The sequence below is a fragment of the Agromyces sp. 3263 genome (assembly GCF_031456545.1).
GTDB lineage: Bacteria > Actinomycetota > Actinomycetes > Actinomycetales > Microbacteriaceae > Agromyces.
Map to the genome: position 1 here is coordinate 2,709,823 of NZ_JAVDUV010000001.1, position 13,737 is coordinate 2,723,559.

The window sequence follows — 13,737 nt, forward strand, 5'->3', positions numbered from 1 at the left end:
TTCGGTCTTGCGGCCTGCCGACGGGACCCCCTAGTCTGAAGGGCTGGTCTTCGAGTGATATCCGACGGCCACGAGGGTTCGAAGACGACGACGCAGGAGGACACCATGCAGACAGACAGCTACGCCCGCCAGGTCGCGGTCGACGGCGCTGCCCGCCCGGTCCTCCTCATCGAGGCGTTCTCCGGGTAGCTTCCGCCCCAGCCCCGCAGGCGCAGCCTGCCCATTCCGCGGTATCCCCGCATCCGACGTCGCCGCCGTGCGCGTCCGCTCGATCCGACACGTCGTCGGCGTCCCACGAGGACGCCCTGACGCCTCCCTCCGGAAGGAACCGGCTTGTCCGCCACCCCGCTCCACCAGGACCCCTCACCCGCGCGCCCCGGCACCGTGCGCGCGCTGCTCCGGCTGCGCGAGTACGCGGGCCCCGCCATCCCGTTCATCATCGCGGGCATGGCCGCCTCGCTGAGCGCGCAGCTCATCGCCCTGTCGATCCCGCAGGTGCTCCAGTCGATCGTCGACGGCCCGCTCGCCGACGGCGACGCGAGCGCGATCCTCCCGCTCGCCGCGCTCGTGCTGGGCCTCGGGGTGCTCGAGGCCGTCATGATCGCGCTCCGCCGCTGGTTCGTGCTGAAGCCCGGCACCCACGTCGAGGCGCGCATGCGCAACGCGCTCTACGCCAAGCTGCAGGACCTGCCCGTCAGCTTCCACGACCGCTGGCCGAGCGGCCAGCTGCTCTCGCGTGCGGTCAGCGACCTCAACATCATCCGGCGGTGGCTGTCCTTCGGGCTCGTACTGCTCGTCGTCAACCTCATCGTGATCGTGGTGGGCCTCGCGATCCTCGTGTCGATGAACTGGATCCTCGGCGTGGTGTTCCTCGTCTGCTCGATCCCGCTGTGGATCGTCGGCTACCGCTTCGAGGGCCGCTACTCCGAGGTGTCGCGTCGCAGCCAGGACCAGGCCGGCGACCTCGCCACCGCGGTCGAGGAGTCGGTGCACGGCATCCGCGTGCTCAAGGCGTTCGGGCGCGGCAAGCACGCGCTCACGACCTTCCGCGCGCAGGCCGAGTCGCTGCGCAGCACCGAGATCGAGAAGGCCCGGCTCGACGCCGGCATCTGGGCGTGGATCCTCGTCGTGCCCACCGTCGCGCTCGCCGTGTGCCTCGTGCTCGGCGTGTGGCTGGCGTCGCAGGGTGTGCTCTCGGTCGGCGAGCTCGTCGCGTTCTTCGCCACCGCGACCGTGCTGGCGTGGCCGATCGAGTCGATCGGATTCCTGCTCGCGTTCTCGGTCGACGCGCGCACCGCGACCGACCGCTTCTTCGACATCCTCGACAGCGAGAACCAGATCACCGACCCCGAGGCGCCGGTCACGATCGAGCGTCCCCGCGGCGAGCTCGCGTTCAACGACGTGCGGTTCCGCTACCAGGACTCGCCCGACCGCTTCGGCGACCTGCTCGACGGCGTCGACCTCGTGCTCGAGCCGGGCGAGACCATGGCGCTCGTCGGCCTCACGGGCAGCGGCAAGACGACCATGACCGCGCTCACCACGCGGCTCTACGACGTGACGGGCGGCTCGATCACGCTCGACGGCGTCGACATCCGGGCGCTCTCCCGCGAGGAGCTGCGCACCCACATCGCGATGGCCTTCGAGGACGCCACGCTGTTCAGCGCCTCCGTGCGCGACAACGTGCTGCTCGGCCGCCCCGAGCTCGCCGGCGACGACCCCGAGGTGCGAGCCGAGGCCGACCGGGTGCTCGAGGAGGCGCTGCGCATCGCGCAGGCCGGCTTCGTGCACGACCTGCCCGACGGCCCCGACACGAAGGTCGGCGAGGAGGGCATGAGCCTCTCGGGCGGGCAGCGCCAGCGGCTCGCGCTCGCACGCGCCGTCGCGGCATCCCCCGCGGTGCTCGTGCTCGACGACCCGCTCTCGGCACTCGACGTGGCCACCGAGGCACGCGTCGAGGCGGAGCTGCGCGAGGTGCTCGCGTCGACGACCGCGCTCATCGTGGCGCACCGCCCGTCCACGGTCATGCTCGCCGACCGGGTGGCGCTCCTCGAGGACGGGCGGGTCACCGCCGTCGGCACGCACTCCGAGCTGCTGCGCGAGAACGGACACTACGCCTTCGTCATCTCCAGCCTGGAGGACGAGGAGAAGCGGGAGGCCGCACAGGCCTCCGGCATGGAACCCATCGCACGAGAGGAGGCGACCCGATGAGCACCGTCACGGGCGTCGAGGGCGAGGAACGCCACGACTTCACGAAGGCCGAGTCCACGCAGATCCGGCAGCGGTCGCTGCGGCTGCTGGGCTCGCTGCTGCACCCGGTGCGGGCGCGGCTGTGGATCACCATGGCGATCATCGTCATCTCGACGGGCGCGCAGGTCGCGGGTCCGGCGCTCATCGCCTACGGCATCGACCAGGGCCTGCCCGCGCTCATGGCGGGCGACTGGATGCCGGTCGGCTTCGCCGGAGTGGCGTACCTGCTCACCGGCGCGGCCGGCGCGTTCCTCATCGCGTGGTACATCCGGCTGTCGGCGAGGATCAGCCAGGCGGTGCTGCTCGACCTGCGCACGCGGGTGTTCCTGCACACGCAGAAGCTCTCGCTCGAGTTCCACGAGTCCTACACGTCGGGCCGCATCATCTCCCGGCAGACGAGCGACCTCGACGCCATCCGGGAGCTCCTCGACGAGGGCATCAACCAGCTCGTGCGCGGGGCGCTCTACATGTCGTTCACGGCGGCGGCGCTCGCGCTCCTCGACTGGACGTCGGCGCTCGTGCTGCTCGCCGCGCTCGTGCCGCTCGCCGTGCTCACGCGGTGGTTCCAGGTGCGGTCGCAGCGGCTCTTCCGGCGTTCGCGCGTCGCCAGCGCGAGCCTCATCGTGCACTTCGTCGAGTCGATGACGGGCATCCGCGCCGTGCAGGCGTTCCGCAAGGAGCAGCGCAACGAGAAGGAGTTCGGCGACCTCGTCGAGGACTACCGCGGCGTGAACGCGAAGGTCATCCAGCTGTTCGGCATCTACGATCCGGGCCTGCTGCTGATCGGCAACGTCTGCGTCGCGGCCGTGCTCGTCGTCGGCGGATTCCGCGTGGTCGACGGCGGCATGGAGGTGGGCGTGCTGCTCGCGGCACTGCTCTACACCAAGCGCTTCTTCGACCCGATGGAGGAGATGGCGATGTTCTACAACGGGTACCAGTCCGCGGCATCCGCGCTCGAGAAGATCTCGGGCGTGCTCGAGGAGGAGCCGAGCGTGCCCGACCCCGAACGTCCGGTCGACCTCTGGAACGCCGACGGACACGTGCGGTTCGAGCGCGTCGAGTTCGCGTACACGCGCGACCGCGTCATCCTGCCGCGGTTCGACCTCGACATCCCGGCGGGCCAGACGATCGCGCTCGTCGGGTCGACGGGCGCCGGCAAGTCGACGCTCGCGAAGCTCATCGCCCGGTTCTACGACCCGAGCGACGGCGTGGTGGAGCTCGACGGGATCGACCTGCGGCAGTTGCACCCGAAGGACCTCCGGCGCGCGATCGTCATGGTCACGCAGGAGGCGTACCTGTTCTCGGGGTCGGTCGCCGACAACATCGCGCTCGGCAAGCCCGACGCGACCTTCGACGAGATCGTGTCGGCCGCTCGCGCGGTCGGCGCCCACGAGTTCATCGAGGGCCTGCCGAACGGCTACGACACCGACGTGAACAAGCGCGGGGGGCGCGTCTCGGCCGGCCAGCGGCAACTCATCTCGTTCGCGCGCGCGTTCCTCGCGAACCCGGCGGTGCTGATCCTCGACGAGGCGACGTCGTCGCTCGACATCCCGAGCGAGCGCGCGGTGCAGGAGGGCCTGCAGTCCCTCCTGGCCGACCGCACGGCCGTGATCATCGCGCACCGCCTGTCGACCGTGGCGATCGCCGACCGGGTGCTCGTCATGGAGCACGGGCGCATCGTCGAGGACGGCGCGCCCGCCGACCTCATCGGCGGGTCGGGGCGGTTCGCGGCGCTGCACGCGGCCTGGCGCGACTCGCTCGTGTAGCGGACCGAGCCGATCAGCCCGAGCAAAGGCGATTCGCACCGGGGGAGGGCGATTCCACGGGATCGCACCTTCCCCGGTGCGAATCGCCTCCCGGCGCGGGCCGGAGGTCAGGCCGGGACGACCACCACCGGGGTCGGCGCGATGCCGTTGAACGTGGTGGCCGTCGCGGCCGTGTAGGCGCCCATCATGGGGCTCACGAGCAGGTCGCCCTCGGCGAGCGGCGGCAGCGGCAGGCGGCGGGCGATCACGTCGACGCTGTCGCACGTCGGTCCGGCGAGGGTGACGGGAACGCGCGCGCGATCGTCCGCACGGCCCGTGCCGCAGCCCGCGCCGGCGGCGCCGCCGGGCACGCCACCCATCGCGCCGCCGAGCTCCGAGGCCGCGAAGACGAGCGCGTGCACGTCCTCGGCGGGGATGTTGGAGTAGGCGCCGTACACGCCCTCGTCGAGGTAGGCCCAGCGGCCGTCGGCGCGTTCGGCCACGCCGACCACCCGCGTGACGAGGGTCATCGCGGGCGCCGAGACGAAGCGTCCGGGCTCGATGAGGATGCGGTACCGGTCGGGCACGCCATCGAGGGCCGAGCGGATGCCGCGGGCGAGCTCGGCGAGGGACGGCACCGGCTCGTCGTACCCCACGGGGAACCCGCCGCCGAGGTCGAGCGTGTCGAACCGCACGTCGAACGCGGCCTCGAGACGCTGCATGAGCGCGAGCGTCTGCCGGATGGCGTGCGCCCACGGCGCGGCCGACGCCGTCTGGCTTCCGACGTGGAAGGTGAATCCGGCCACCCGCAGTCCTTCGCGCAGGCACTGGGCGACGAGCGGTGCGGCGTGGTCGGGCCGCACGCCGAACTTCGACGAGAGGTCCGACTTCGCCCCGGGGTTCGGGTACGACAGGCGCACCAGCACAGCGACGTCCGGTGGCAGCCCCCGGAACTTCGCGACCTCGGCGGGGTTGTCGACGACGAACGTGCGGATGCCGCGGAGGTACGCGCCCGTCAGGTCGGCGACCGTCTTGACGGGGTGCGTGTGCAGGCAGTGCGCCGTCGCGATGCCCGCGCGCTCGAGCAGGTCGATCTCGCCGCGGGACGCCACCTCGAAGCCCGCGCCGAACGCATCGACCGCGCGGATCACCGCCGGATGCGGCAACGACTTCGTCGCGAAGTGCACGCCCGCCATGGGCAGCTCGCGTCGCAGGGCGAGGAGTTGCGTCGTCACCCGGTCGGGGTCGAGCACGAAGAGCGGGCTGCCGTGCTCGCGCACGAGCCCGGCGAGGTCGATGCCGTCGGCGTAGGCGGCGAGCTCGCGCCGCACGAGTTCGCGGTGGGCGACGGGTCGGCCCGTCGCGTCGCGGGTCCCGGTCGCGGTCGCGCGTCCGATGCGCGTCGCGAGGCGACGCGACCGGTCCGCCATGGTGGTGCTCATCTCAGCGCCCCTTCCGGCTGTGATTCGGAGCCGACGGCCGTGCCGGATGCCATGTGCCCGGATGCCGCGTGCCCGGATGCCATGTGCCCGGATGCCATGTGCCCGGATGCCGCGTCTCCGGTCGCCGTGTCGACGCGTCCGCCGTCGGGCAGGATCACCCGGCGGCCCGTCTCGAACGACACGATCGCGATGGCGTAGAAGACCGCGTCGGCGGCGAGCTTGCCGGCGAGCCAGGCCGCCGGATGCGCGCCCCACGTCGCGGCGGCCGCCCAGAGCAGCACCGGGCGCACGAGCAGCGAGTCGACGAGCTCGGCCGGCCCGAACTCGGCCGCCACCGCGCGCGCCGCCAGCCAGGCGGTCGCCCAGGCGCGGCGTCCTCGGCCCGGGAGGCGCTGCACGCGCCGTGAGCCCGCGTGGCCCCGCACCGCCCGCACGACGACGAGCGCGTAGTAGCCCACGTTCTCGCCGAGCGTCCCCGCGATGGCGGCGACCACGAGGGAACCGCTGACCCGGTAGCCGACGGATGCCGCGACGAGCGCCGTGATCGTGCCGAGCACCTCGAGCGGCAGGTACCGCCCGACCCAACTCCACGCACGCGCGCGTCCCATCGACATGCCCGCATCCTCCGCCGACGTCGATGCGGCGGGATCCGGGCGACCACCCCCACGCGATGCGTGCTGCCACTGAACGCGACGACGGGGCATCCGGCACCGCGGAACGGCGGCGAGTGCCCCCACAACTGGGACCAACCGGGGGCGGTTCCCAGGCGGTACGCTCGGCACAGACGGGTGGCGACCCCCGGACGGTGGACGCTGCCCGCGAAACGGAGGCCCCCGATGAACGACGCCCGCCCCCTGCGCGTCGCGATCGCCGATGACGCGCTGCTGTTGCGCGAGGGCATCGCCAAAGTCCTCGAAGGCGGTGGGATCGAGGTCGTCGCCTCGGTCGGCACCGGCGACGAGCTGCTCGAGGTCGTCCGCGGCGGAGGTGTCGATGCCGCCGTGCTCGACATCCGCATGCCGCCGAGCTATCGCGACGAAGGCATCGCCGCCCTCGAGACCATGCGCGCCGAGGGCTCGACGATCGGCGTGCTGCTGCTGTCGATGTACGCCACGCCCGAGTACGCGCTCCGCGTCATGGGCGCAGGCAGCGGCACCGGCTACCTGCTGAAGGAACGCGTGTCCGAACCGCAGACGCTCGTGCGCGCGGTCGAGACGGTCGCCTCGGGCGGCTCGGTCGTCGACCCCGAGGTCGTCGAGCAGCTCGTGAAGCGCACCCGCGCCGACGACCCGCTGTCGAGGCTCACCGAACGCGAGCGGTCGGTGCTCGAGCTGATGGCGCAGGGCTACTCGAACGGCGGCATCGCGCAGACGCTGTTCCTCGGCTTGAAGACGGTCGAGACGCATGTGCGCAGCATCCTGCAGAAGCTCGACCTCGAGGAGTCGCCCGAGCACCACCGGCGCGTGCTCGCCGTGCTCACGCTCCTCGGCGAACGGTGATGGCCCCCGGCCGCAAGGGCCGGATCGCCAGGCGCACCGTCGCCATCGTCATCGCCGTCGCGCTGAGCCTCTGGATGGAGGTCGCCGGCTACTTCGCCACGCCCACCGCCGAGCGGCCGGAGGTCTCGTACACGACGCTCCACGCGATCGTGCCGCTCGTGTTCGCGGCGTGCGCCGGCGTGGCATGGCGGATCGGCCCCACGCGCGCCCCGGCGCGGCTCATGATCGCGTTCGTCGTGCTGTGGATCCCGCAGTCGATCTACTTCGTCATCGGCGGCATCGACTGGCTGTGGCCGATCGTCCGCGGCGTGGACCTGTGGTGGGCGGTCATCGCGGGCGTCATCGTGCTCGTCTACCCGAAGGGGTTCCTCGCCGACCGCGTCGACCGGTGGATCGCGGGCATCGCGATCGCGGCCTCTGCCGTGAACCTGCTCGGCGTCGTGCTGCTCGCGACGCCCGACGCGGTGGCGTGCGGCTGCGTCGCCCCGAACCCGTACCAGGTCGTCGACGCGCCCGCCCTGTTCGCCGCGATCGACGTCGGGTACCGCATCGTCGGCGTCGGGCTCGCCTTGGTCATCGCCGGACGCCTGCTCGTGCGCTGGGTGCGCGCGAGCGTGCCGGCGCGCACGGTCGCGTTCCTCATGCCCCTCGCCCTCTTCGCCTGGGCCAGCACGCTCGCGGCGCAGGCGGTGACGTACGCGACGGCCACCACCACCGACACGGTGCTCGCCACCGTCTCGCTCATCGCGATCGCGTCCATCCCGGTGAGCTTCGACGCGGGAGTCGCGCACGCGCGCAACATGCGGTCGCGCGTCGCCGACCTCATGCGCATCACCCGAGAGGGAGCCGACCGCGGCCTCTGGGCCGAATCGCTCGCCCGCACCCTCCGCGACGCGTCGGTGCGGGTCTACTGGTGGGACGAGGAGCGCGGTCGGTACGCGGATGCCGCGGGCACGCCGATCGAGCCCGACGCCGCCGATCCGCGGGGCAGCCACAGCATCCTCCCCGTCGCGTCTCCGCTCGGGGCGCCGATCGCGCTCATCCGGCACGACCGGGTGCTGACCGACAACATGCGACTGCTCGACGGGGTGTCGAGCGCACTGCGCCTCTCGGTCGACAACGGCCGGCTCCGCTCCGAGATCGAGCGCACCCTCGAACAGGTGCGGCAGTCGCGCCAGCGCATCGTGGAGGCAGGCGTCGAGGCGAGGCGCCGCATCGAGCGCGACCTGCACGACGGAGCGCAGCAGCACCTGGTGTCTCTCGGGATGCGGCTGCGGCTGGCCGCCAATGCGGCACGGGACGCCGACGAGGTAGAGCTCGCCACCGAGCTCGAGAGCACGATCTCGATGCTGAACCAGGCGCTGCGGGAACTGCGAGAGCTGGCGCACGGCATCCACCCGAGCCTGCTCTCGTCGGGCGGACTGGCGCTCGCCGTGCCCGAGCTCGCGGGCCGGTGCCCGGTTCCCGTCGTGGTCGACGTGCAGGCCGAGGGGCGGCTGCCCGAGCTCATCGAGTCGACCGCCTACTTCGTCCTGGCCGAGGCGCTCGCGAACGTGGCGAAGCACTCGCGAGCGACCCGGGCATGGGTGCGCGCGCATGTGGTCGGCGACGAGCTGGAGCTGGTGGTCCGCGACAACGGCGCCGGGGGAGCATCGCTCGACGCCGGCACGGGCATGCTCGGCATCGCCGACCGCGTCGACGCGGTGGGCGGCACGCTCGAGCTCGAGAGCCCGCCCGGGGCGGGCACGACGCTGTCGGTCCGGATGCCGCTCGGGGGCGGCCTCAGCGAGTGACGGGCGTCAGGGCCGCCAGCGGCACGCCGCGATGACGATGCGGTAGCCGTCCTCGTCGTCCGCCGGCCGGAGCGGCGTGCCCTCCCGCTCGTAGTGCGCGCGAGCGCGCTCGGCGTGGCCGGCCGGCGGTCGGCCGCCGGCGCGCACGACGCGCCACCAGGCGACGTCCGACCCGTAGCGCGCCATCACCTGGCCGACGGCCCGCGCTCCGCGCGAGCCGAGGATGGCGGCGACGTCGCCGTAGGTGGCCACGCAGCCCGGCGGGATGTCGTCGACCACGGCGAGCACGGCTTCGACGAAGCCGGCCGGCGGCTGCGGCATCCGATCGCCCTGTGCCGAGGTGCTCAGAGCTCGAGCGCGCCGATCACGTCGCCGTAGGCGGTCTCGCCGACGTCGACGAAGCCGATGCGGTGGAAGAACGCCTCGGGGCCCTCTTCGCCCGGCTCCCAGAGCACGGTGATGCGGTCGAATCCGCGACGCTTGGCCTCTTCAGCGAGAGCGTGCGCGAGGAACCGGCCGACGCCCTTGCCCTGCGCCTCGGCGTCGACGTTGATGCGCCAGATGCAGGCCCGGAACTCCTCGTGCTCGTTCTCGGGATCGAAGTTGCCGTGGATGAACCCGACGACCCGGTCTTCCGAGCGGGCGACGCGCTGCCACGCCGTGGCGGGGTTCACGACCGAGGCTTCGGCGGCGTAGGTGACGGGAGCGATGAACTGCTCCTGCCCGGGCTTCAGCGACAGGGTGTTCGCGGCCACGATGTTCGTCGCGTTCAGTTCTTCGAGTCGCAGTTCAGCCATGGAGCCAAGGCTAACGTGTGGCGCCCCGGGGCAGGTAGCCGCGAGGCGAACGCTCAGGGCGAACGCGGACGCGGGGCGCCGCATTGCGGCATCGCGGGGGAGCGAGCCCGACATTTGTCTCGATGTCGAGATATTCGCGGGACGCGGTAAGCTGGCTGGCGGCGTGTCCGCCCCACGAGACTTCCTCAATTCCCCGAGAGATCCAAGGAGAGATCCACGTTGTCCAAGATCAAGGTTGAAGGCACGGTCGTCGAGCTCGACGGCGACGAGATGACCCGCATCATCTGGCAGGCCATCAAGGACCAGCTCATCCACCCGTACCTCGACATCGACCTCGAGTACTACGACCTCTCGATCCAGAAGCGCGACGAGACCGACGACCAGATCACGGTCGACGCCGCCCACGCCATCCAGAAGCACGGCGTCGGCGTGAAGTGCGCCACGATCACCCCCGACGAGGCCCGCGTCGAGGAGTTCGGCCTGAAGAAGATGTGGCGCTCGCCGAACGGCACGATCCGCAACATCCTCGGCGGCGTGATCTTCCGCGAGCCGATCATCATCTCGAACATCCCCCGCCTGGTGCCCGGCTGGAACAAGCCGATCATCGTCGGCCGTCACGCGTTCGGCGACCAGTACCGCGCCACCGACTTCCGGTTCGAGGGGGAGGGCACCCTCACCATGACCTTCACCCCGAAGGACGGCTCCGAGCCGCAGCAGTTCGAGGTGTTCCAGTCGCCCGGCTCGGGCGTCGCCATGGGCATGTACAACCTCGACGAGTCGATCCGCGACTTCGCCCGCGCCTCGCTGAACTACGGCCTCTCGCGCAACTACCCGGTCTACCTCTCAACGAAGAACACCATCCTGAAGGCCTACGACGGCCGCTTCAAGGACCTCTTCCAGGAGGTCTTCGACGCCGAGTTCAAGGAGCAGTTCGACGCGGCCGGCCTCACCTACGAGCACCGCCTCATCGACGACATGGTCGCCGCCTCGCTCAAGTGGGAGGGCGGCTACGTCTGGGCCTGCAAGAACTACGACGGCGACGTGCAGTCCGACACCGTCGCCCAGGGCTTCGGCTCGCTCGGGCTCATGACGAGCGTGCTCGCCACGCCCGACGGCAAGGTCGTCGAGGCCGAGGCGGCGCACGGCACGGTCACGCGCCACTACCGCCAGCACCAGCAGGGCAAGCCCACCTCGACGAACCCGATCGCCTCGATCTACGCCTGGACGCGCGGCCTCGCGCACCGCGGCAAGCTCGACGGCAACCAGGAGCTCATCGACTTCTCGCTCACGCTCGAGGACGTCGTCATCAAGACCGTGGAGTCGGGCGCCATGACGAAGGACCTCGCGGCCCTCGTCGGCCCCGAGCAGGCGTACCAGACCACCGAGGAGTTCCTGCAGACCCTGTCGGACAACCTCAAGGCGCGCCTGGCGTAGCCGCACTCGGTTCACGGAGGGGTCGGATGCTGCGGCATCCGGCCCCTTCGTCGTGCGCGCGGCCGCCGCCGACGTCGCACCCGCGTGACGACCCGGAGCAGGTCACAACTCGGTAACGCGGGCGGCCAACGGGCCCTCGATGCTTGCGTGGGAGTTTGTTCGTAAGCTTTACTAACAAACGTGACGACGGATGTGCAGCGAGGCCAGGTCAGCGAGACCGGCGCCCCCACCGCGGGTGGCGACGTGCTCACCGTTCCGTTCGCCGACGCCCCGATCTTCACCCGCGCCCGCGCCCTCCGGCCCACCGGCAAGGTCCTTCCCGAGCACGCGCGCAGCCACAACCGGTCGCTCGTGCTGCAGACCCTCTACACGGCGGGGGCGCAGAGCCGGGCGGATGTCTCGCGCGGCACCGGGCTCACGCGGGTCACCGTGTCAGACCTCGTCGCCGACCTCATCGCCGAGGGACTCGTCGTCGAGCTCGGGCAGCGCGAGGACGCCCGTCCCGGCAAGCCGGCCACCCTGATCGACGTCGACCGCGGCGCGTTCCAGATCATCGGCGTCGACCTCTCCGAGCACCAGCGCTTCCTCGGCGCCGTCGTCGACCTCGACGGCGGCATCGTCGCCCGCGCCGAGGTCGCCTGCGCCGGCGCAAGCGGCGAGAACGCCGTGGCCCTCGTCGTCGAGCTCGTGCGCACGCTCCTCGCGAGCACCGCGACCCCCGTGCTCGGCATCGGCGTCGGCTCGCCGGGCGTCGTCGACACGCTCGGCGTGGTTCGCTCCGCTCCGAACCTCGGCTGGCGCGACGTCGAACTCCAGGCCCGCCTCCAGGCCGAGTTCGCCCTGCCAGTGCACGTCGCCAACGACGCCAACGTCGCCGTGCTCGCCGAGCACGGCGCGTCCCAGCAGGACGACCTGCTCCTCGTCAAGGTCGGCCACGGCGTCGGCGCCGGCCTCATCATCGGCGGCCGTCCCGTCATCGGCGGCGGCTTCGCGGCCGGCGAGATCGGCCACGTCGTCGTCGGCACCGACGGCGGCCCCCGCTGCGCGTGCGGCAAGCACGGATGCCTGGAGGCCTGGCTCGCCGTGCCGCGCCTCACCGCCCAGCTCGCCGTGCTCGCCGGCGACGCCCCCGACGCGGCATCCGCTCGCGATCGGATCCTCGCCGAGGCCGGACGCCGGCTCGGCATCATCCTCGCGCCCGTGGTCGGGGCGCTCAACCTGTCGGAGGTCGTGCTCAGCGGCCCCGCCGAACTGCTTGACGGTGCGCTCCACGACGCGACCGTCGACACGCTCCGGATGCGGACGATGGCGGAACACAACCGTGATCTGAGGCTCCGGATGACCGAGCAGGCGGAGGACATCGTCCTCCGCGGCGCGGCCGTCATGGTCCTCTCCGGACAACTCGGAGTCTCGTGAGGGACTCCACGCACCAAGGGTGCAGCGAACCCCCGCTGTTTCCCTCACCCCATGAAAGGAAACGACAATGAGGAAACTCGGCATCGTGGCGCTCGGCGCCGCTGCTGCGCTCACCCTCGCCGGTTGTGCCACCTCCGGAGGCACCGGTGCCTCCGAGGACGGCGCCGAGATCCGCGTGTGGCTCGTCGGCACCGACACGCCCGACGAAGCGCGCGAGTACCTGGTGGACACCTTCGAGAAGGAGAACCCCGGTTCGACCCTCGTCATCGAGGAGCAGGCCTGGGACGGCCTCGTCGACCGCCTGACCACGAGTCTCTCCGGCTCGGACAGCCCCGACGTCGTCGAGGTCGGCAACACGCAGGCCGCGGCGTTCACCTCGGCGGGTGCGTTCCTCGACCTGACCGACGACTACGAGACGCTCGGCGGCGACGACCTGCTTCCCGGCTTCGTCGAGGCGGGCACGTACGACGGCAAGTTCTACGCCGCCCCGCTCTACTCGGGCTCGCGCCTCGTCTACTACAAGAAGGACGCCCTCGCGGCGGCCGGACTGACGGTGCCGACGACGCTCGACGAGTACATCTCGAACGCGCAGGCGCTCGCGGCCGCCAACCCCGGCAAGTCGGGCATCTGGTGGCCCGGCCAGGACTGGTACAACGCGCTGCCCTACATCTGGGAGAACGGCGGCGAGATCGCCGTTCCCGACGGTGAGGAGTGGGACGCGCAGCTGTCCAGCCCCGAGTCCATCGCCGGCCTCGAGCAGGTGCAGGAGGTCATGACGACCGCCTCGCTGGCGCCCAAGGACGGCAACGAGACCAGCCCCGAGGTCGGCTTCTGCGACGGCACGTCGCTGCAGCTCTCGGCCCCGAGCTGGGTCAAGTGGTCGATCCTCGCCCCGGCCGACGCCGAGGCGCCCGGCTGCCCCGACCAGGAGGCCAACCTCGGCGTCTACGCCCTCCCGGGCATGGACGGCGGCGCGGCGCAGGTCTTCGCCGGCGGATCGAACATCGGCATCTCGGCGAAGTCGGCTCACCCCGAGCTCGCGCTGAGCGCGCTGGAGATCATCCTCTCCGACGAGTTCCAGACGATCTACGGTGAGAACGGCCTCGTTCCGGCCAAGCTCTCGCTCGCCGACACCCTCGGCACCGACGAGGTCGCGAAGGCGATCACGGCGGCCGCGGGCAACGCGAAGCTCACCCCGGCGTCGCCGAACTGGGCCGACGTCGAGGCATCCGGCATCCTGACCGACCTGTTCGTCAACATCGCGCAGGGCGGCGACGTCAAGGCGCTCGCCGAGGCCGCCGACGAGGAGATCGAGGCGATCCTCAACAGCTAGTCGGACCCGTCCGACTGCGCGGTGCGGCGGC

At 71.6% G+C, this 13,737-nt stretch carries 12 protein-coding genes; 8 read left to right on the forward strand and 4 right to left on the reverse strand.

Annotated features, from left to right (window positions below; genetic code table 11):
• Nucleotides 1-54: 54 nt before the first annotated feature.
• The 3 genes from J2X63_RS12360 to J2X63_RS12370 all read left to right on the forward strand — a co-directional run bounded on the left by J2X63_RS12360 (nt 55) and on the right by J2X63_RS12370 (nt 4,013).
• A complete protein-coding gene (locus J2X63_RS12360) occupies nt 55-189 on the forward strand; it encodes a hypothetical protein (protein ID WP_309977465.1) in 135 nt (44 codons plus the stop codon).
• A gap of 144 nt (nt 190-333) precedes the next feature.
• Entirely contained in the window at nt 334-2,208 is a 1,875-nt protein-coding gene (locus tag J2X63_RS12365; RefSeq protein ID WP_309977467.1) for an ABC transporter ATP-binding protein, read from the forward strand.
• Nucleotides 2,205-4,013, forward strand: a complete 1,809-nt coding sequence (locus J2X63_RS12370) for an ABC transporter ATP-binding protein (RefSeq protein ID WP_309977469.1) — start codon at nt 2,205-2,207, stop codon at nt 4,011-4,013. The genes J2X63_RS12365 and J2X63_RS12370 overlap by 4 nt, the downstream gene beginning before the upstream one ends.
• Nucleotides 4,014-4,120: 107 nt before the next feature.
• On the opposite strand, the gene J2X63_RS12375 is transcribed toward J2X63_RS12370, so the two are convergent.
• Both J2X63_RS12375 and J2X63_RS12380 read right to left on the reverse strand, forming a co-directional pair.
• Nucleotides 4,121-5,434, reverse strand: a complete 1,314-nt coding sequence (locus J2X63_RS12375) for a type III PLP-dependent enzyme (RefSeq protein ID WP_309977471.1) — start codon at nt 5,432-5,434, stop codon at nt 4,121-4,123.
• Nucleotides 5,431-6,048, reverse strand: a complete 618-nt coding sequence (locus J2X63_RS12380) for a hypothetical protein (protein ID WP_309977473.1) — start codon at nt 6,046-6,048, stop codon at nt 5,431-5,433. Before J2X63_RS12380 ends, J2X63_RS12375 begins: the two co-directional genes overlap by 4 nt.
• Nucleotides 6,049-6,270: 222 nt before the next feature.
• Here J2X63_RS12380 and J2X63_RS12385 point away from each other — a divergent pair, with 222 nt between their 5' ends.
• Together J2X63_RS12385 and J2X63_RS12390 are read left to right on the forward strand one after the other, a co-directional pair.
• Nucleotides 6,271-6,933 carry a response regulator transcription factor gene (locus tag J2X63_RS12385; RefSeq protein ID WP_309977475.1) on the forward strand — a complete coding sequence of 221 codons (663 nt, stop codon included), beginning with the start codon at nt 6,271-6,273 and terminating at the stop codon, nt 6,931-6,933.
• Complete coding sequence (locus J2X63_RS12390) at nt 6,933-8,726, forward strand: sensor histidine kinase (RefSeq protein WP_309977478.1); 1,794 nt, start codon at nt 6,933-6,935, stop codon at nt 8,724-8,726. The genes J2X63_RS12385 and J2X63_RS12390 overlap by 1 nt, the downstream gene beginning before the upstream one ends.
• A gap of 6 nt (nt 8,727-8,732) precedes the next feature.
• Here the strand turns inward: J2X63_RS12390 and J2X63_RS12395 are convergent, their stop codons facing one another.
• Nucleotides 8,733-9,047 (reverse strand): MGMT family protein, encoded by a 315-nt coding sequence (locus tag J2X63_RS12395; protein WP_309977480.1) that lies wholly within the window; start codon nt 9,045-9,047, stop codon nt 8,733-8,735.
• Nucleotides 9,048-9,070: 23 nt separating this feature from the next.
• Complete coding sequence (locus tag J2X63_RS12400) at nt 9,071-9,523, reverse strand: GNAT family N-acetyltransferase (protein WP_159603567.1); 453 nt, start codon at nt 9,521-9,523, stop codon at nt 9,071-9,073.
• Between the two features lie 219 nt (nt 9,524-9,742).
• On the opposite strand from J2X63_RS12400, the gene J2X63_RS12405 reads away from it, so the two are divergent.
• The 3 genes from J2X63_RS12405 to J2X63_RS12415 all read left to right on the forward strand — a co-directional run bounded on the left by J2X63_RS12405 (nt 9,743) and on the right by J2X63_RS12415 (nt 13,706).
• Nucleotides 9,743-10,957 carry an NADP-dependent isocitrate dehydrogenase gene (locus tag J2X63_RS12405; protein WP_309977483.1) on the forward strand — a complete coding sequence of 405 codons (1,215 nt, stop codon included), beginning with the start codon at nt 9,743-9,745 and terminating at the stop codon, nt 10,955-10,957.
• Nucleotides 10,958-11,200: 243 nt separating this feature from the next.
• A complete protein-coding gene (locus tag J2X63_RS12410; RefSeq protein ID WP_396133155.1) occupies nt 11,201-12,373 on the forward strand; it encodes an ROK family transcriptional regulator in 1,173 nt (390 codons plus the stop codon).
• Between the two features lie 67 nt (nt 12,374-12,440).
• Nucleotides 12,441-13,706 carry an extracellular solute-binding protein gene (locus J2X63_RS12415; RefSeq protein ID WP_309977485.1) on the forward strand — a complete coding sequence of 422 codons (1,266 nt, stop codon included), beginning with the start codon at nt 12,441-12,443 and terminating at the stop codon, nt 13,704-13,706.
• Nucleotides 13,707-13,737 lie beyond the last annotated feature (31 nt).